At 67.6% G+C, this 19,393-nt stretch carries 14 protein-coding genes; 5 read left to right on the top strand and 9 right to left on the bottom strand.

Annotated features, from left to right (window positions below; genetic code table 11):
• Positions 1-17: 17 nt before the first annotated feature.
• Positions 18-1,034, bottom strand: a complete 1,017-nt coding sequence (locus Rhe02_RS41225) for a LacI family DNA-binding transcriptional regulator (protein ID WP_203913952.1) — start codon at positions 1,032-1,034, stop codon at positions 18-20.
• A gap of 232 nt (positions 1,035-1,266) precedes the next feature.
• On the opposite strand from Rhe02_RS41225, the gene Rhe02_RS41220 reads away from it, so the two are divergent.
• The 3 genes from Rhe02_RS41220 (at position 1,267) to Rhe02_RS41210 (ending at position 5,106) form a co-directional block, all read left to right on the top strand.
• Positions 1,267-2,895, top strand: a complete 1,629-nt coding sequence (locus tag Rhe02_RS41220) for a glycoside hydrolase family 43 protein (RefSeq protein ID WP_203913951.1) — start codon at positions 1,267-1,269, stop codon at positions 2,893-2,895.
• Positions 2,896-2,938: 43 nt separating this feature from the next.
• Positions 2,939-4,129 (top strand): endo-1,4-beta-xylanase, encoded by a 1,191-nt coding sequence (locus Rhe02_RS41215; protein WP_203913950.1) that lies wholly within the window; start codon positions 2,939-2,941, stop codon positions 4,127-4,129.
• Between the two features lie 263 nt (positions 4,130-4,392).
• Complete coding sequence (locus Rhe02_RS41210) at positions 4,393-5,106, top strand: polysaccharide deacetylase family protein (RefSeq protein ID WP_239124379.1); 714 nt, start codon at positions 4,393-4,395, stop codon at positions 5,104-5,106.
• Here the strand turns inward: Rhe02_RS41210 and Rhe02_RS41205 are convergent.
• Genes Rhe02_RS41205 through Rhe02_RS41180 form a run of 6 tightly spaced genes read right to left on the bottom strand, consistent with a single transcriptional unit; the run spans position 5,097 to position 12,904 of the window.
• Positions 5,097-6,257 (bottom strand): VWA domain-containing protein, encoded by a 1,161-nt coding sequence (locus tag Rhe02_RS41205; RefSeq protein WP_203913949.1) that lies wholly within the window; start codon positions 6,255-6,257, stop codon positions 5,097-5,099. The two genes, Rhe02_RS41210 and Rhe02_RS41205, sit on opposite strands and share 10 nt — an antisense overlap.
• Positions 6,250-8,451 (bottom strand): DUF5682 family protein, encoded by a 2,202-nt coding sequence (locus Rhe02_RS41200; protein WP_203913948.1) that lies wholly within the window; start codon positions 8,449-8,451, stop codon positions 6,250-6,252. The genes Rhe02_RS41205 and Rhe02_RS41200 overlap by 8 nt, the downstream gene beginning before the upstream one ends.
• On the bottom strand, positions 8,448-9,533 hold the full coding sequence (locus Rhe02_RS41195) for an ATP-binding protein (protein ID WP_239124378.1): 1,086 nt from the start codon (positions 9,531-9,533) through the stop codon (positions 8,448-8,450). The genes Rhe02_RS41200 and Rhe02_RS41195 overlap by 4 nt, the downstream gene beginning before the upstream one ends.
• Positions 9,530-11,017, bottom strand: a complete 1,488-nt coding sequence (locus tag Rhe02_RS41190) for a DUF5691 domain-containing protein (RefSeq protein ID WP_203913947.1) — start codon at positions 11,015-11,017, stop codon at positions 9,530-9,532. The genes Rhe02_RS41195 and Rhe02_RS41190 overlap by 4 nt, the downstream gene beginning before the upstream one ends.
• Positions 11,014-12,330, bottom strand: a complete 1,317-nt coding sequence (locus Rhe02_RS41185; protein WP_203913946.1) for an SWIM zinc finger family protein — start codon at positions 12,328-12,330, stop codon at positions 11,014-11,016. Before Rhe02_RS41185 ends, Rhe02_RS41190 begins: the two co-directional genes overlap by 4 nt.
• Before the next feature lie 58 nt (positions 12,331-12,388).
• On the bottom strand, positions 12,389-12,904 hold the full coding sequence (locus Rhe02_RS41180) for a flavin reductase family protein (protein ID WP_373320780.1): 516 nt from the start codon (positions 12,902-12,904) through the stop codon (positions 12,389-12,391).
• A gap of 538 nt (positions 12,905-13,442) precedes the next feature.
• On the opposite strand from Rhe02_RS41180, the gene Rhe02_RS41175 reads away from it, so the two are divergent.
• Positions 13,443-15,734 (top strand): peroxidase family protein, encoded by a 2,292-nt coding sequence (locus tag Rhe02_RS41175; RefSeq protein WP_203913945.1) that lies wholly within the window; start codon positions 13,443-13,445, stop codon positions 15,732-15,734.
• 76 nt (positions 15,735-15,810) lie between these two features.
• Here the strand turns inward: Rhe02_RS41175 and Rhe02_RS41170 are convergent, their stop codons facing one another.
• A complete protein-coding gene (locus tag Rhe02_RS41170) occupies positions 15,811-17,229 on the bottom strand; it encodes a M28 family metallopeptidase (RefSeq protein WP_203913944.1) in 1,419 nt (472 codons plus the stop codon).
• A 64-nt stretch (positions 17,230-17,293) separates the two neighbouring features.
• Between Rhe02_RS41170 and Rhe02_RS41165 the strand changes: the two genes are divergently transcribed.
• Positions 17,294-18,202 (top strand): PfkB family carbohydrate kinase, encoded by a 909-nt coding sequence (locus Rhe02_RS41165; RefSeq protein ID WP_203913943.1) that lies wholly within the window; start codon positions 17,294-17,296, stop codon positions 18,200-18,202.
• Here Rhe02_RS41165 and Rhe02_RS41160 read toward each other — a convergent pair.
• The gene (locus Rhe02_RS41160; protein WP_203913942.1) at positions 18,177-19,136 is read right to left on the bottom strand and encodes a phosphotransferase enzyme family protein; all 960 of its coding nucleotides are present in this window, start codon (positions 19,134-19,136) and stop codon (positions 18,177-18,179) included. The two genes, Rhe02_RS41165 and Rhe02_RS41160, sit on opposite strands and share 26 nt — an antisense overlap.
• Between the last annotated feature and the right edge of the window lie 257 nt (positions 19,137-19,393).

The raw sequence follows: 19,393 nt of genomic DNA, 5'->3' as shown, positions 1-19,393 counted from the left end.
CACCGCACCACCACGGCTCACCGCGGTGGTGCGGCGCTGTCTCGGATGACCAGCTCGGTGGCGAGCTCGAGGCGGGGGCTTTCGATCTTTTCGCCGCGCGCCAGCCGCAGGGCCGTTCGGGCCGCCAATACCCCCATTTCGGCCAGCGGCTGACGCACGGTGGTCAGTGGTGGTGAGGACCAGCGCACCTCGGGAAGGTCGTCGAAGCCGACGACGCTGATGTCGTCGGGCACCCGCAGCCCACGGCGGCGCACCGCCTCGTACACGCCGAGGGCCATCTGGTCGCTGGAGGCGAAGATGGCCGTGGGCGGATCGGCGAGGTTCAGCAGATGGGTTCCGCCCGCGAATCCCGCCTCGTGGTAGAAGTTGCCCGGATAGATGAGCCTGTCGTCCAGCGGCAGCTGCGCGGCCTGCAGAGCGGCCCGGTGCCCGTCGAGCCGGGCCCGGCTGCACATCAGCTGCGGCGGACCGGCGATGAAGCCGATTCGCTTGTGCCCCAATGAAATCAGGTATTCGGTGGCGCTCATGGCGCCGGCCCAGTTGGCCGCGCCGATGGTGGGCGCCTCCTGTGGTGGGACCCCGGCCGGGTCCACGATGACGACGGGAATGTTGAAGCGGCGCAACTCCTCCTGCAGCGGCGGCTCCAGAGTGGACATCACGAAGATGACGCCTTCGGTGGCGCGGGCGCGGATGTTGTTGAGCCATTGCCGGGCCGAGGAGGAGCGGCGGTGGATCGCGGAAACCACCGTGCCCACGCCGGCTGCGTGCGCGACGTCCTCCACCCCACGGATGATCTCCACGGCCCAGAGGCTGTCCAGGTCGTTGAAGACGAGGTCAATCAGGCCCGAGCTGGGTCGCGCCGCCGGGGGACGCCGCCGGTAGCCGTGCTTGGCGAGCAGTTCCTCTATACGGTCACGGGTTTGCGCCGAGACGTCGGAACGTCCATTGATCACTCGCGACACCGTGGGTACCGAGACGCCAGCCAGCTGCGCGATGGCCGCCACGGTGATCCTTGGGCTCTCCTCTACCGGCATCCGATCGCTCCTTCCTGGACGGACCGCTTCAGACACGGGTAAGCGTATCCGAAACTTTCGCTGGGGTGCCGGAACATATTTATTCGATGGCGGGCAGGTTACGGCGTTTAAACGGCATAGGTCAAGGGTTGTGTCCCCCGCCGCCTCCCGATACCTTGGGCGAGAATTCTGCAGAATCATGTGGCAAATTTCCGGAACTATACCGGAAGGGCTTGCTCTTAAGGAGACGCTTATGTCGACCGACATCGCCGATATGGCCACCGCTGCGCGGTCGATCAGCAACCCGATCCTCAGCGGCTTCCACCCGGACCCTTCGATCTTGCGGGTTGACGACGACTACTACCTGGCCACCTCGACCTTCGAGTGGTACCCGGGGGTTCGCCTGCACCACTCGCGGGACCTGGTGAACTGGCGGCCGATCGGTGGCATCATCAACGAGCGGCGTCTGCTCGATCTGCGCGGTTGCGGCGACTCCAACGGAGTGTGGGCACCCGATCTATCCTATGTGGACGGAACGTTTTACCTGGTTTACAGCGACGTAGCCAGTTTCGCGAGCGGCTACTGGGATCCGCAGAACTACCTCATCACCGCGCCGGACATCACCGGCCCCTGGTCAGACCCGGTGCGATTGCACGCACACGGCTTTGACGCCTCACTTTTTCACGATGACGACGGCGCCACCTGGCTGCTGGCCATGAGCGCTGACTGGCGACCCGGCAACAACCGGTTCGGCGGCATCGAGATCCAGCGTTACGACCGGGCCCGCAGAACGCTGGTGGGCAAGGCGCAGATCATCTTCCAGGGCACCGATGCCGGGCTCACCGAGGGGCCGCGCATCTACCGCCGGGACGGGTGGTACTACCTGGTCACCGCGGAAGGCGGGACCAGCTGGGAGCACCAGGTCACCATCGCCCGCTCCCGCAACCTGCACGGGCCGTACCAGGTGGATCCGTCCGGGCCGCTGCTCACCTCGGTCGGCCGGCCGGAGCTGCGTCTGCAGAAGGCCGGTCACGCCAGCCTGGTGCAGACCCAGAAGGGCCAGTGGTACCTGGCGCATCTGGTGGCCCGGCCGTACACCCCGCTGGGCAACTGCGTGCTGGGCCGGGAAACCGCTATCCAGGCGGTGCAATGGCCGGCCGACGGCTGGCCGAGCATCGCCGGTGGGGTACCCGCCGATGAGGTGCCCGCCCCCGACCTGCCCGCGCACCCGTGGCCCGACGAGCCGGAGACCGACCACTTCGACGACCCCGAGCTGGGGGCCGCCTGGTCCAGCCTGCGCCGCCCGGCCACCCCGGATTGGGCGAACCTGCAGCAAAGGCCGTCGCACCTTCGCATCTACGGTGGACAGTCGCCGGTCGGCAAGCAGACCCCGAGCCTGATCGCCAGGCGGGTGGGCGCCACCGGCTGCACGCTGGAAACCGAGCTGGAATTCGATCCGGAAGACCATCGCCAGCTGGCCGGCGTCACCGGTTACTACAACACGGCCAACTGGCACTACGCCTACGTCACCCGGGCCGATGACGGCCGCAAGGTGCTGGAGGTGCTCAGCTCCAACAGCGGCCACCGCCACGGCCACCCAGAGGTGACCGTGGATGTCAGCCACGCCAAGCGAATCCGGCTGCGGGTCACCTTTGACGGGCCGGTGCTGCGATTCGCCTATGCCACCACTCCGGACGGCTGGCAGGAGCTGCCACTCAATCTCGACGCCACCATCCTGTCCGACGAACACGCCGCGCGCGTGGTCGACGGCGAACCGGCCGCCTGGGGCTTCACCGGGGCGTTCCTCGGCCTGTGGGTGCAGGATCTCGGCGCCGACGGTGCCTACGCCGACTTTGACTACGCCACGTATCTCGAACACTGAAAGTCCTTTGACCCGAAGTTCTCTTTGAGTGGAAAGGATGCGCATGAAGATGAAGAAGTGGATCGCCGCCGGCGCGACCGCTCTGATAAGTGCCGCCCTGCTGAACGTGATGCCAGCTTCAGCGGGCAACTGGACCAAACCGTCGGAACAGACGTTGCGCGCGCTCGGCGAACGGCATCGCCTCTACATCGGCACCGCCGTGGACATGGCCGCGCTCAACGATGCCAACGATCCGCAGTACAGGGCCCTGGTCGGTTCCGAGTTCTCCACGGTCACCGCGGAGAACGTCATGAAATGGGAGTCGCTCGAGCCGACCCGGGGCACCTACAATTGGGGTCCCGCCGATCAGCTGATCGACTTCGCCCGGCAGAACCGCCAGCTGGTTCGCGGTCACGTCCTGGTATGGCAGAACCAGCTGCCCAGCTGGCTCACCAGCGGCGTCGCCAACGGCACCATCGGCACCGAGGAGCTGCGCGGCTTGCTGCGCAATCACATCACCAACGTGGTCACCCACTTCAAAGGCAAGATCTGGCAGTGGGATGTGGTGAACGAGGCGGTCAGCGACCCGTGGGACAGCCCGCCCGCCATTCACCTCAAGGGCTTCTGGGCACAGCAGCTGGGCGCCGGCTACATCGCCGACGCGTTCCGCTGGGCCCGCGCGGCCGACTCCAAGGCGCTGCTGTTCTACAACGACTACAACATCGAGGCCTTCGGCGCCCGCGACAGCTCAGACAAGACGCAGTTTGTCTATGACATGGTCAAGCAGCTGCGGGACAACCGTGTGCCGATCGACGGGGTGGGCAGCCAGGGTCATCTGGGCACCCAGTACGGCAACTACGACGCTTTCGCGGTGGCCGACGCGCTCAATCAGTTCTCCAGCCTCGGTTTGGCGACGGCGTTCACCGAGGTGGATGCGCGCAGCCAGATGACAGCTGGGGTGCAGGCCGGCGACAGCAACGAGATCAACCCGCGCGTGCAGGCGTCGGCATTCAACTACAGCGTGCTGCTGCAGGCGTGTCTGTCCAACCGCCACTGCCTGTCGTTCACGGTATGGGGTTTCACCGACAAACACTCGTGGGTTCCGACCTGGTTCACCAACCCGCCAGAGGGACTCGCCACGCTCTACGACGAGAACTACCAACCGAAGAAGGCCTACCAAACCGTCAAGGCCGACCTGGTCTACGCCGGGGCACCGCACGTGCTGCCGCGTATTCCGCAGTCACCGCGTAGGTAGCACAGGCCAAAGCGACAGGGATCGGCTTGCCATGCCCGGGCAAGCTGGTCCCTGTCTGCGTACCAAATAATCATAAATACTTCCATGTACCGATACTTGTCCGGAAGTCGTTGACCGCGCTGAAATACGCTGGCAACAATGAGGTTCGCGAATGGGGCGCAGCTGGAGGCGGGCCGGCCGCCACCGCTCCCGGCGGCCGGCCCATTAAGTCGGCTAACGCCACGCCGTCACCACCCCATAGAATTCCGGGAGGTAAAGGCAAAATGATTCTGACTAGCCGCATGATTCGTCGGCTGCTGCAGGCGATCGCGGTGTTGGGCGTGATTGGACTGGCAAGCGGAACAGCATATGCGCAAGCGCCTTTGGCCACTGCGGACATCATCGATACGGCGCGAGGCCATGGCAACGTCGTCAGCCTCACCTTCGACGACGGCCCGAACCCGGCGGACACCCTGCGGCTGCTCTCGGTGTTGCGCCAACATCGGGTCAAGGCCGTCTTCTGCCTCTGGGGCGACCATGTCGTCGAGCACCCCAAGGTGGTCCGGGCCATCGCCGCTCAGGGACACACCCTGTGCAACCACGGCATGCATCATGACGACATGGGCGCGTGGACCCCGGCCCAGATCGAAGCGGACCTTCTCCAGACCAGCGCGGCGATCAGGCTGGCCGCGCCGGGCGTCCGCATCCCCTACTTCCGCGCTCCCTTCGGCAGCTGGGGCCAGACCCCCACGGTGGCTGCCCGCCTTGGCATGCAGCCGCTGGGATGGCGGCTGGCCGTGGCCGACTGGGAAACGCCGGGCACACCGGAGCTGGTGCGCCGGCTGACCGAGGGCATCACCCCCGGAGCCGTTGTCCTGCTCCACGACGGCGGTGGTGACCGCAGTCAGACCGTCGACGCGGTGGACACCATCATTCCGATGTACAGGGCGCAGCATTGGCGCTTCACCCTGCCCGCGCGGCCCCAGCGTCACGCCTGAGACCGCTGAAGTTTCTCTGCGAAACCTTTGATGTCGCGCCTTTCTATCGCGGCCGCCATCAGATCGGGGAATGCGTCCGGAGTGCAGGCGAAGGCTGGGACGCCGAGCGCGGCAAGAGCTGCCGCGTTCTCATGATCGAAGCTGGGCCGGCCCTCGTCGGAGAGGGCAAGCAGCACGATCACCTGCACTCCGGCTCCGGTCATCGCGGCCACCCGGCGCAGCATCTCGTCGCGCACCCCGCCCTCGTAGAGGTCGCTGATGAGGATGAAGATGCTGTCCCGGGGACGGCCGATCAGCCCCTGGCAGTAGGCGATGGCGCGATTGATGTCCGTCCCCCCGCCGAGCTGGGTGCCGAAGAGGACCTCGACCGGGTCGTGCAGCTGATCGGTCAGGTCGACCACTGCCGTGTCGAAGACCACCAGTGAAGTCTTCAGGCTCTTCATCGAGGCCAGCACCGCCCCGAACACCCCTGAATAGACCACCGAGGCAGCCATCGAGCCCGATTGGTCTATGCAGAGCACCACGTCGCGCTGCACCGCACGCGCGGCGCGCCCATAGCCGATGAGGCGCTCCGGCACGATCGTGCGATGCGACCGCTGGTAATGCTTGAGGTTGGCCCGGATGGTGCGATTCCAATCGATTTCTCGATGCTTGGGCCGGTTGATCCGCGCCGCCCGGTTGAGCGCGCCGGTGACCGCGGAACGGGTCTTCTGCGCGATGCGCCGCTCCAGCTCGGCCACCACCTTTCCCACCACGGCGCGCGCTGTGCTGCGAGCCTTGGCCGGCAACACATTGTTGAGCGAGAGCAGGGTGCCGACCAGATGCACGTCGGGCTCGACCGCCTCCAGCATCTCCGGCTCCAGCAGCAGCCGGGTCAGGTTGAGCCGCTCGATGGCGTCGGCCTGCATCACCTGCACCACGGTGGCCGGAAAATATTGCCTGATGTCGCCCAGCCAGCGCGCCACATTCGGCGCCGATGCCCCCAGCCCCGCCCGGCGCCCGCCGCCACTTCCGGCGTCGCCCTCCCGATAAAGCGCGGCCAGCACCGCATCCATGCCCTGATCCGTGCCGGACAGGGAAACCCCGGTGCCGTCGTGGCCGCCTTCACCGCCCAGCACCAGCCGCCACCGGCGCAGCCGCTCGTCACTCACTTTGGCTCCCTAGCAACAGTTTGAGGGTGGGCAGCACCATCGCCACCCGATCGAGGTCGAGACCGGCCAGATCGTCCTGCTCGGACCCGGACCGCGCCGTAGCGCCGCCCAGATTTCGCACCCGCTGCCCGATGGTGCGCCGCTCGGGCGCGGCGAAGGTGGCGAAAGTGCGCCGCAGCAAAGGAAGCACGTCGGTGAAACTGTCAGCGGCAAGCTCGCTCAGCCATCGGTCGATCAAACCCAACAGCGCCTCATCGTGTACCAGAACCAGCCCGCCCCCGCCGATGAAGCCCTCGACCACCGCCGCCGCGGTGGCGGAGGGCACCCCGACGCTGAGCGTGCGAGCGAGCCTGATCTGCACCTCATCGGCGCTGAGCCGGCCCTCGTCGCGCAGGATCCGCAGCATCCGCCCGCCCACCAGGCCGGTCACGTCGGGCCGGTCGACCAGCCCGAGCAGGGTCGCCAGCCACTCGTCGCGCAGCTCAAGCCGATCGGTGAGCAGCCGCACCGCCTCCTGCACCTGATCCAGGGCATGTGCCAGCGCCTTGGCCGCCTCGTCGTCGAGCCCGGACAGCGCGCCGGGAAGGCCGAGCTGCACCCGGGTGACCAGACCGCTGAGCACCGGGATCAGCGCGTCGACGCCGGTGCCGCGCACATCGCCGTAGCGAAGCGTGCGGGCCAGCGCCGGAATGGCCGACATCAGGTGCACCACGTCGGTGTCCATGGCGGCGCACCGGTTCAGCGCGTCGAGCACGGCCGGCTGCGCCTCGGCCAGATCGGCGAGCAGGCAGGCCTCCAACAGCTCGGTGACGCCAGGCAGATCGGCTTCTGCCGCTGTCTCAGCCACCTTCGCGGCGGCCGCCCCGGCGACCGTGGTGCCGAAGGCGCTGGCCACGATCAGATCGACCGCGAACTCGGGCTGCCAGGCCAGCTGCCAAGACTCCCAGAAGGTCCCCTTGCCCGCGCGGCGTTCCTGCGGCTGGCCCCACGGCACCGCGAGCAACCGCAACCGGTGCAACAGCTTGCTGCGCTCCAGATCCAGTGGCTTGCGCAGATCGAGGTCGAGATCGCGGGCGAGCGCCTGCGGCGGCATCCGCAGCCGCTTCTGCGCGGCGGCCACATCGCGCGCCAGCGGCACCGCGGGCGTGTCCGGCGGAACCTCACCCAGCAGCTCCCCCACCACGACCCGGGACTGCACCAGGGCGAGCCGGGTCTCATCGCCCTCGCACAGCACCGATCGGGTGGCCTCGGTCAGCTCGGCGAGCCCGGGTAGGGGCCGGCCCCTAAGCACAGCAAGGGTTTGCGCCAGCCGGACCGCCTCGATGACGTGCGCGCTGGACACCGGGATGTCCTGCTCGCGCAGCACTCCCGCGACCCGGACCAGCCAGCGGTGGACCGGCCGGTCGGCCGCGTGGAACAGGTGGTGGTACCAGCCCGGCGAAGCGACTCCCGCGCCGTAGCCTGTCCAGTGGGCCAGCCGCCCATGCGTCCACGGCACCCAGGTCGCGCTGACCGCCACCTTGGGCAGGCCCTTGAGCAGAGCCGCGTCGGCACCGGCCGAGGGCAGCGGCTCGGCCAGGGCCGGCACGTGCCACGCCCCGCAGACCACCGCTATCCGCTCGTGTCCCTGCTTGAGGGCGGCCCGCAACACCTGGCGCATATAGGCTTCGCGAATCAGGTCGTAGCGGATGCCGGGGTGCTGCTCGCGCACCGCGGTCATCGCCTCGGCCACCGCCTCGAACGGGGAGAGCCCGTCGCTCCGGTGCTCGATGACGTCCTCCCACCACCGTTCGGCGTCCTCATATCCGGCGGCCTCGGCCAGCCCGGCGATCGGGTCGAAGTGCTCCTCGTCCAGCTCGGGCTTGGCGACGCGCGGGCCGAGCTTGTAGGCGGCCGGCAGGTCGCAGAAGCGCAGCGGGACATCCTGCGCCACCGCGTAGCGGATGGCCTGCCACTCCGGCGAGAACACCGCGAAGGGCCAGAAGGCCGCCGACTTCTCGGCCTCCTGGGTGCCGTAGACCAGCAGCGCGACCGGTGGGCGCAGCCCTTCGTCGGCGGCCAGCGCCACCAGCTCGTCGGCCTCCGGCGGCCCCTCCACCAGGATCAGGTCGGGCTTGAGCTCCGCCAGCGCGACGGCCAGGGCCCGCGCCGAGCCCGGCCCGTGGTGGCGGATGCCGAACAGATGAACGCTCATTCGGCTTCACGAGCGGCGCGGTAGAAGTCCTGCCACCCGTCGCGCTCCCTTACCACCGTCTCCAGATATTCACGCCAGATCACCGCGTCGGAGACCGGATCGCGCACCACCGCGCCCCGGATGCCCGCCGCGACGTCGGCGGCGCGCACCACCCCGTCGCCGAAATGGGCCGCCAGCGCCATTCCACTGGTCATGACCGAAATCGCTTCGGCGGTGGACAGGGTTCCGCTGGGACTCTTCAGCTTGGTGCGCCCGTCGCCGGTGATCCCCTCCCGCAGCTCGCGGAAGACCGTCACCGCCCGGCGGATCTCGGCGATGGAGTCGGGCACCGCGGGCAGCTCCAGCGCCGCGCCAAGGGATTCCACCCGGCGGGCGACGATGTCCACCTCTTCGTCCACTGTGGACGGAACCGGGAGCACCACCGTGTTGAAGCGCCGCCGCAGCGCGCTGGACAGCTCATTGACCCCGCGGTCGCGGTCGTTGGCGGTCGCGATGACGTTGAAGCCCTTGATGGCCTGCACCTCGTTGCCCAGCTCCGGCACGGGCAACACCTTCTCCGACAGGATGGTGATCAGGGTGTCCTGCACGTCGGAGGGCACCCGGGTCAGCTCCTCGACCCGGGCGATGGCCCCGGTCTGCATCGCGCGCATCATCGGGCTGGGCACCACCGCCTGCGGGCTGGGACCTTCGGCCAGCAGCCGGGCGTAGTTCCACCCGTAGCGGATGGCTTCCTCGGGGGTGCCGGCCGTGCCCTGGATGAGCAGTGTGGAATCGCCACTGATCGCCGCGGCCAGATGCTCAGACACCCATGTCTTGGCCGTGCCGGGCACCCCCAGCAGCAGCAGCGCCCGATCGGTGGCCAAGGTCGCCACGGCGACCTCCATCAGCCGGCGCGGGCCGATGTACTTGGGGCTGATCTGGTCGCCGTCACCAAGCAAATAGGTCACCACCGCCTGCGGCGACATGCGCCAGCCGGGCGGGCGCGGCAGATCGTCGGTGGCGATCAGCGCCGCGAGCTCGTGGGCATAGAGCTGCTCGGCGTGCGGGCGCAGCACGGGCTGGGTGTCGGTCGTGATCGTCACGCGAACTCCTGATGCATGTCGTAACGGGTTTGCAGAGTCAAGGCGAGCCTTTCCAGGATCTCGCGATAGCGTCCCTCGCCGCAGCGGGCCAGGATCTCGTTGACCGCGCTGACCGCGGCCGGGTGCAGGCTGCGCTCGATGACATTGAGCAGGTGCCACCAGCCCGGGTCATCGATGGCAGCGGACCGGTCGAGCCAGGCGATCACCACGTCGGCCAGCGCGGGCGGCCAGGGCGGAGGCGCCGCGCTGAGCAGGTCTGCTATCCGGTCGGTCTGCTGGCGCAGGGCTTCACCGGCCAGCTCGGCCAGGGTGCCTGCGGGCAGGATCGCGGCCAGCTCGGTGAGATGGGCGCCGCGCACCACCGGCAACCGGCACAGCCGCAACGCCCAGGCCTCATCGCGTTGCGCGACCGTCGCGCGCAGCCACCCCTCGCGCAGCACGCCTGCCCAGTCGTCACCGATCTGGTAATCGAGCAGCCGGGCCGGATCGCTGTCCAAAGCCGACCAGCACCTCAGCGGCGCCGCGGACACGACCTGCACCAGCCACCAGGCTCGCTCGCCCCAGCCCTGCGGGGACTTCTGGGTCAGCGCATCGCGGCGCATGGCGGCATCGAACTGCGCCGGCGGGGTGACCGTGAGCTGACCGCTGCCGGTCACCTGGCAGCAGGCGAGCGCCCGATCGGCCATCCGGGCCAGATAGGCCGAACCGGGAATCGCCGCGAGCAGCTGCACCGCCGCCTCGCGGATCTGCACCCGCTTGTCGTCGAGCGCTCTTTCCAGCCACACCTCATCTTCGGCCCCCAGCCCTTCGGCGCAGGCGCCGATGAGCGCGGCCAGATCGGCGGCCCGCTCCTGCTGCCACACCTGCGCCAGCAGCGCTGCGCCCTGAGCGGGATCGTTGGCGCGCAACGACTCCAGGTAGCGCACCCGGGCCGCGGTGCGCCCGGTGTGCCACTCGTCAATGTCGGGAACCGACGGCCCGGGCTGCTCTATCCAGGCCCACCGCCCCGGGCCCTGCGCCGCGAGCCAGCCCAGGCGCAGCCCACCGACCGCGATGACGGCCGGCCGCAGGGTGGGATCGGCGGTGGCGGCATCCACCAGGGCGCTCAGATGCCTTGGCGCGGCTAGGAAATTTCGCTGCTGGGCCAGCTCCAGCCACTCGCGCAGCAGCGATCGGCGCTGGCGATGATCGCTGCCAGCGTCGAGCAGCAGCAGACCGAGCCGAACCGAAGCCTTGTGCGGCGCCACCTCGCCGGTCTCCTGCGGCGCGGGATCGGGCACCGGCACCCGCACGGGCATGGCCCCGGCCCGCCGCGCCACGGTGAGGGCGGCGGTGGCCGACAGCAACCCCGGCGGCTCCAGCTCGGCCGGCGCCTCGCCGAGGACTGTCGCCAGTGGACCGGGCACCGACAACGGCCGGCACGGGCGGCGCCCGGTGCCCACCAGGGCGCTGGAAAGCAGTTGCGGCCAAAGCGCTTCGGTCATGCCGCCAGCACCTCTCCGTCACGGAACATCGTCAGCGGCACCAGCCCGGCCGGACCCCACTCGACCGCGATCTTCGAGACGGCCCCGCCCGCCGCGGCGACAAAGCGCCAGCACTCGACGCCCGGCTCCAGGGGCAGCGCGTCACCGGACGGATCGACCAGGTGCCACCTTTCCCCCGGCGCGATCACTCCGTCGATCAGCAGCGGCAGCGACATGAGCCAAGGGTCCGCGCCGAGCGCCCGGGACAGCCGGTCGAGCGCCGCCGCCACCGAAGTGGACCCTTCGGGCTCGACCATCAGCTCTGGCGCGCCATGCCGGCTCGCCACGAGCGCCCGCAGCGAGAACGAGCCCGGATAGAAGCAGAGATCGGCCTCGAGGCACGTGCCCACCACCAGATCGGCCGACAGCACCTGGCCGGGCGCGGCGAAGGACAGCACCAGCGCTTCCCTTCCGGTGTCTCGGCCGATCAGGTAGACCCGCCGGGCCACCAGCCGATCTTCGGTGAGGTCGCGGGTGCCGATCACCTGCCACACATCGCGCACGGCCGCGCCCGCGAGCACCTGCTCGGTGGTGACCGGGTGGCCCAGCCGGCTGCGGACCGTGGCGGCCAGGTCTGGCGGCAGCGTGTCGAGCCGGTCGGCGGCCCCGGCCAGCAGGTGCAGCATGGACATCTCCGCCAGCGTGCGCTCCTCCCAGCCCGCCCCGGAACTCGGGATGGTGGCCAGCCTGCGCACCGCCCCGGCGAGGCCCGGCGCCTGCGCGTCGATCAGGCGCGCGGCGACCGGCTCGAAATGGCGGTAGCCACCGGACTCAAGCCCGGCGATGCCGTTGCGCACCTGATCGGACAGCCACTGCTGCAGCTCGGCCACGCCCGAGAGCACTTTGTCGTGTCGCGACTGGGCGCGCTTCTGCGCGGCCAGCTCCTGCGCTTCGGTGCGCGGCGCGGCGACCTTCTCCGCCTTCTTCGCCGCCCGCGCCGATCTGGACTCCAGCCACTCCTCCACCCAGGCCGGCGGCTCATCCACCGGCACCGCGCCCGCCGACCACTTCAGCAGCAGGGCCAGCGCGTGTTTGCACGGAAACTTGCGGCTCGGGCAGGAACAGCGATAGGCAGGCTCGGTGAGGTCGACGCAGGTCTGATAGGGACTCTTGCCACTTCCCTTGCACAGCCCCCACAGCACGGGCGCCTGCTGCGCCACCCCGACCGAGCTCCAGTCGGCGGAGCCGGCGAGCTTGCGGGCCGAGGCCAGCGACGACTGGTCGGGCGCCACCGCCAGCACCTGATCGGCGGTCCACCGGGTCGGTTCGGACATGCGCGGCACGTTACCGCTTCCCCCCGACAGCGTCCGCACCACCGCCCCCGGGCGCTGGTTATCGGGCCACCGCCGCGTAGCCGCCCATGTGGTACAGCAAGGGTTCTCCGTCACCGTGTTCCGCGGCGACCGGGCGGCACAGCACCAGCACGTGGTCTCCGGCCACGACCCGCTGCACCACCGAACAGGTCAGCAGCGCCAGCGGGTTCTCCAGCAACGGCAGTCCGTAGGGGCCCAGGCGCCACCGTCCATGAACGGCGAAGCGGTCTATGCCGGAGGTGGCGAAAGTCCGCGCAGTGCCCTGCTGCCCGGCCCGTAGGAGGTGGATGGCGACATGCCCGGCCCGCTCGACCACCGGCCAGCTCGACGATGCCCGGTCGAGGCTGAAGGCCACCAGCTGCGGGTGCAACGACACGGAGGTGAAGGAGGTGGCGGTGAACCCGGCCGGCGGGGGGCCGGCGGCGGTCACCACGGTGACGGTGGTGGCGTGGCGGCGCAACGCCGACCGAAACCGGTGCGGGTCAATGCCGAGCCGGGGATCCGCGACCGCGGTCAGTCCATTGTGCTCAGTCACTGCGGCCGGCGCCGACGGAAGGAACGGCTCATGAAGGGGAGCCTAACCCAGAAGGGCGATATTTCCTATGGGTTTTATAGGCTTTAAATTCCGTTCACATTTTTGCTGGCCCGCGGCTTTCGATTAGGTAGGAATATTTACCAACTCCACTTGATGTTGCCGGGCGCACTCACACCGTCACAGGTGAAACGCCACCGAAAACGTCCGGCAACAGAATTCATCTATCTCTATTGACTCGACCTTGGAACGGGTCAAGAATGGCGGCAAAAGGCCTAGGGAGCGCTCCCACTATCAGCCCAAACCCGCATGTCCCAAAATTCAGGAGCCGACGCTTAATCGGCCGATCGGGTCCTGAGAGAGGCATCAAGTACAGCGCAAAGAAGCCCATAGCTTCTCCGCCAGCTTTGGGTCGTCCGCTTTGGAATTGCCCTCCAAAGCCGACGACGGACGCTGCATGTCTTGCGCCCACCCGTTAGCAGCCGACGAAGAAGCCAGGGCCTCGCACACGTCCTTTTGCCCAGCCGTGTGGAGGAAAATGATGTCCAAACATCGTAGCATCGACCCAATTCAAGCGGCTCAACCGAAGCGGTTGACCCGCAAGGTGCTCATCGGCATTGTCGCTGCGGCGACTGTCGCGGCGACCGTATCCGCGATGCCCGCAGCGCAAGCCGCTGTGCCGTTCCCGGTCGCCAGTCTCGACGGCGGCGGAAACAATGTCGCCAACCCCACTTGGGGACAATCCAACCGGCCCTATCCGCGGGTCGCACCCGTCGCCTACGGCGACAATGTGGGTTCGCCACAGACCGGCCCGAACGCCCGCTATGTCAGCAACCGTATCTTCGGCGACACCAACCAGAACGTCTTCTCCGAGCGACGCGTGACCCAATGGGGCTGGACTTGGGGCCAGTTCCTCGATCACACCTTCGGCCTTCGCGCCGAGACCGGATCGACGGCCACCACCTTCAACATTCCGTTCAACGCGGCCGACCCCCTGGAGACGTTCAGCAATACGGTTGGTTTCATTCCGCTGACACGTACCAATGCCACTGCTGGTTCAGGTACCAGCACGGCAAATCCCCGGCAGCAGGACAACACCACCAGTTCGCTCATCAATGCGTTTTCCGTCTACGGCGGCACGAACGCCCGCCTGGACTGGCTGCGCAACGGCTCGCAGGATGGCAACCCGGCCAACAACAGCGCAACTCTGTTGATGCCCAACAACTTCCTGCCGCGGCGTGACGCGCGTGGCAACCCTGCCAACGCGCCGGTGATGGCCATTGACGGCCGCCTGCTTGCCAACCCGAACGCGGCGATGGTCGCCGGTGACGTACGGGCCAACGAAAACATCGCGCTCACCGCGACGCACACACTGTTCGCACGCGAACACAACCGGATCGTGTCCATGCTTCCGTCATCTCTGAGCGAAGAGGACAAGTTCCAGATCGCGCGGCGGATAGTCATCGCCGAACAGCAATACATCACCTACAACGAGTGGCTTCCCTCGATGGGAGTCGCGCTGCCGAAATACACCGGCTACAACCCGAGTGTGAACCCGGCCGTCAGCAACGAGTTCGCTGCCGTCGGCTACCGGGTGCACAGCCAGATTCACGGTGAGTTCGAATTCGAGACCGAATTGGACAACTACACTCCGGCGGATCTGCAATTCTTTGAGGACCATGGGGTCGAGGTCGTCGTGGACGGCGAGGACGTCGAGATCGCAGTGTCTCTGAACAACGCGTTCTTCAATCCAGAGTTACTCCCGCGCCTCAAGCTCGACGGCATGTTCCTGAGCCTGCTCGAGTCGCAGTACAAGAATGACGAACAAATCGACAACCAATTGCGGAGTGTTCTTTTCCAGGTACCGGTGCCAGGCAACCCGCTGTGCGACCTCGAGCCCAACCTCGAGCCGTGCTTCAACGGCGTTGTCGACCTCGGTGCGATCGACGTGGCCCGTGGCCGCGATCACGGCATCCCGAAGTACAACGCCCTGCGCCAGGCCTACGGGCTGCCGGCCAAGACGTCATTCACGGCGATCACCGGCGAGTCCACCGACCAGTTCCCGGCCGGCAGCGGAATCGACAACCCCAACAGCCTCGACATCCTGGCTCTGGCCAACATCGATGGCGGCGCGGAGGCGATCGGCAGCGAGATTGCGACTTCAGAGACACGTCGCAGCACCGTGGCCGCCCGCCTGCGGGGCATCTACAGCAATAACGTCAACAACGTCGACGCCTTCGTCGGCATGCTGGCCGAGCCGCACATCCCTGGTACCGAGTTCGGCGAGCTGCAGCTGGCGATCTGGACCAAGCAGTTCCAGGCGCTGCGCGACGGCGACCGCTTCTTCTTCGGCAACGACCAAGGGCTCAGCTACATCCGCAACACCTACGGCATCGACTACAAGCGCACGCTTGGCCAGATCATCGCGTCGAACACCGGCCTGGCCGAGGAAGCCGCTATCAACGTGTTCCTGGTGGACGAAGACGACCTGCCCGCGCCGGCGTGCACGGTCAACTTCACCCAGACCACCTCTTGGGGTGGCGGGTTCCAGGTCAACATGAGGCTCTTCAATAACACGCCGACGCCGATCAACGGCTGGACGCTGACCTTCCAGTTCGCCAACGGCCAGACCTTCACCGATAGGTGGAACGGCACCTACACCCAGAGCGGGCCGAACGGCAGAGATGTGCGGGTCGTCAATACGCCAACCAATGGCACGATCGGCGCTAACGGCAGCCTCGACGGAATCGGGTTCAACGCGCAATGGGACAACTTCACCAATGCGAAACCGGTCAACTTCAGGCTGAACAACACCAGATGCGCCACGGGCTGATTCCGGCCCGCCTGAGATAGCAAGGCAATGCGGCCGGCCCAGGGAATCCACCCTGGGCCGGCCTTTTGCGCTGCGGTCAGCCGGGTCGCGGCGCGGCAACGGGGCTGCGATGGCCGTCGGTGTCGACCGCCCTGATTCCAAATTGGACGTTGTCTTTGGACAGGTCGATGGTAGCCGTGGTCACGTCGCCGACGGCGATCACGTTGGTCCAGTCGTTCGCCGTGCTGTCGCGCCATACCACCTCGTAGCCCGCGAGGTCGGGCTCTGTCCCGCGTTGCCAGCGCAGGGCGGTCAGGTTCGTCAGCTGCGTGGTGTCGATGATGACTCCCGTCGGAGTACCCGGTCCCTGCGCCAGCGACCACAGCGCGCAAGCGTTGACCTTCGCCACCCGCTCGATGTAGCGGAAGTCGCAGAACTCCGGCAGATCGCCGAACTGTACCCCGTCCACCACCCGCACATCCTGGTGCTCGTGGTTGAAGTTCTCACGCGGCTCGGTGAACCGCGCCGCTGGATAGCCCTGCGTGAGGTAGGAGACGTGATCGCTGGAACGCAGATAGCGGTCGCGCCGCCAGATCAGCCAGATCTCCATGTCGGTCTCGCGGTTCTCCGCCACCGACTTCACGAACCGGCCCAGCTGACGCGACGGGCCATCGTTCTCGCCACCCACGGCACGGCGGATAGCGCCTTCGTTGGCCGTCTCGGCGGTCGGCACCCCCTCCACGAACAGGCGCACGGTGTGCGGGTTGGGCCGGGTACCGTCAAAGGCGCTACTGGCACCGATGATGTCGTTGGAGAACATGGCCTGCACGTCGGCCCCCGCGGCCTTGAGCTGCGACGCCATGAATCCCGATCCGAAAAGCCCCTGCTCCTCCCCCGATACGACGCCGAAAATGATCGTCGCTTCGGTCGGCCGGGTGGCGAAGACCCGGGCCAGTTCCATGACCGCGGCCACTCCCGAGCCGTCGTCATCGGCCCCCGGGGCGTCGCTGGTGGCGTTGAGAATGTCGGTCACCCGCGAGTCGAGGTGGCCGGTGACCGCGTAGATCCGTTGCGGGCTGGTCTGCCCGCGCAGGGTGGCGATGACGTTGGTGATGGTGGTCGGCACCGGGATCCGGGGACCGACCGGCTGCACGAACGATTGCTTCTCCACGGTCATCCGGCCGCCGGAGGTGGCGGCGATGGCCTGAAGTTCGTCGAAAACCCATTGGGTGGCCGCGCCGATGCCCCGTACAGGGTCGGTCTGGGTGGACAGGGTGTGCCTGGTGCCGAAGGCGACAAGCCGGTTGATGGTCGCTTCGATACGGCGATGGTCGATCTCGCGGAGCAGCCGGACGAGGTCGTTGTCCGGGCGCTGGGGCTTGATCTGGCTGCCTGGGCCGGGCGCCGAGTTGGCGTCCGCGGCCTGGGCCGGTGCGGCTAACGGGGCCGCCGCGGCGGCCACTGCGGTCACGGCGCCCGCTGAGACGAAAGCGCGGCGCGTGGAACGTTTCTCCATAGCTGCCGATCCTCGTCCCCACAAAGATCGATGTCTATGTTCGCGGATACGCTAATGTCTACCGGTGCAACCGCAAGAACACGATGTCCTGGTACTGGGCGGGGCCGGCGTCGACACCATCGTCTACGTGCCGCAGCTGCCGCTTGCCTACGCCGACAGCTACATGGTCCCGGCGATCGAAACCCGGGCCGGGCAGACCGGCGACGGCGTCGCGCTCGGGCTCAGCGCCCTCGGCCTGCGCACAGTGCATCTCGACGTGCTCGGCGACGACCCCGAGGGCGACCTTGTTCGCGCCCTTCATGACCGCCACGGGGTCCGGCTGGTCACCGTGCCCACCGCGGCCGGCACCAAACGCGCGGTCAATCTCGTCGACCCGAGCGGGCGGCGGCTATCGCTTTATGACGTCAGCCGCGCCGATGATGGCGACCGCCTCCCCGAGGCGCTGCTCACCCAGCTGGCTCGCGCTGCCGCGCACACCCACGTGTCCATCACCCATCCTTGCCAGCATGCCCTGGAAACGCTGGGCGCGCTGGAAACCACCGTCTCGGTCGACCTTCACAATTGGGATGGCTTGCACCAGTACCAAGCACAATTTGCCTTTATGGCTGATGTTGTCTTTCTTTCGGTGACTGCGCTCGCCGACCCGGAGAGCACCATCCGCCGGATTCTGGACCACGGCCGCGCCGCCGTGGTCGTGGGAACGGATGGCGCGGACGGCGGCTACGTCATGTGCCGTGGCGACACTGAGGTCAGCAGATATCCGGCCGCCGCTCTGCCCGCTCCCGCCATCGACTCGAACGGCGCCGGCGATGCCTTCGTCTCCGGATTCCTTTTCGGATTCCTTGCCGGACAACCGATTCCTATCTGTGTACGATACGGCGCCATCGCCGGTGCACATGCCTGCACCGTGGCCGGAGTGCGGCTCGAGCCGATCGATCGCGCCACGCTCATGTCTTTGGGACTGCCTGCTTGAGCACTTCCACAGTCGGCAAGAACTCCACCGTTTCCTCGATCTCCGCCACCGCTCGCTGCACGTCGCCAAGCGCTGCTCGCGGATCGATGACCGTTTCGAGTTCGTGGGCAAGGAAGTTCAGTCTTGTGGCGAGATGCATGGCGAAGTCGTCTATCGCCGTGAGCATGCCTGTTCCGCCTGCTGACCGGTAGGCCGCCAGGAACGCGTCGATCTGCGGGCCGAGCACGCCGGTATGGTCGGCGAACCAGTGCAGCAACACCGAAGCCAACTCCTGTGCGGGGTCGGCCGGGCCTAGACACTCCCAGTCGAGCACTGCAAAGCGGCCCGCCACAGTGCGCAGAACGTTGCCCGGATGCAGGTCGCGGTGGCACCAAACCAGCGCACCCGGTGCTTTTCTGATCTGTGACAGGCTTTGCCACGTGGGCACGAGAGCGTTGAGCCGGCCCGCCCAGCGCGCGTCGCCCTGCTCCGCCGTGGCGGCCAGCTTGACCAGCTTCGCCATCGGCGGCGGCTGCGTGTACCAGCCGCTCGGCTGCCCCGGCGCCGGACCGGCGTGGGCGTGCATCCGGCCGAGCATTTCGCCCAGCGCCTGCGGCGTCAGCGGATCGGCCGGATCCGGTGCCGTGCCGTCGATCCACTCCGACACCCGCACCCAGCCCTCGGCCACCGGAGTCAGGTAACGGCCGCTTCGGTCCGCCATGCTCGCCGCGACCACGACGCCGTACCCGGCCATCCGTTGGGTATGGGCAACTTCGTTGGCCACCAACGACTCTGACGGCTTCTCGGTCAGCAGTTTGACCGCCACGTCCGGACCGCCCTCGACCTGCGCCCGCCAGATCTGGCCGAGCGCACCCCGCCCGCCCGGCGTCAGGCCGTGCACCCTTAACCCGAACTCGGCCCGCACCGCCTCAGCAAGCGCCGTCTCATCGATCATCAAGGCAAACCTACACTTAGCCCGTGCGCTACTGTTTGCCGACCAACGACCGGGGGCACGATGAGTCACTTTCCCATCGTCGCCATCGCCGCCATTGGCTACGTTTGGCGATCGCCTGCCCACGCTTGTCATCGGCATATGCCTTGCCAGCTCAGTGCCTGGCATGCTGTACGCCATCGTCGCTCTGCACAGACTTCGGCGCGAACTAGGCTACCCGGATGAGATTTGGCCATCTGAGCAGCTTCACCAACAATTTT

Source organism: Rhizocola hellebori (assembly GCF_016862955.1).
GTDB classification, from domain to species: domain Bacteria; phylum Actinomycetota; class Actinomycetes; order Mycobacteriales; family Micromonosporaceae; genus Rhizocola; species Rhizocola hellebori.
Note: the sequence above shows the minus strand (reverse complement) of the source record. Positions and strands in the feature narration are given on the sequence as shown.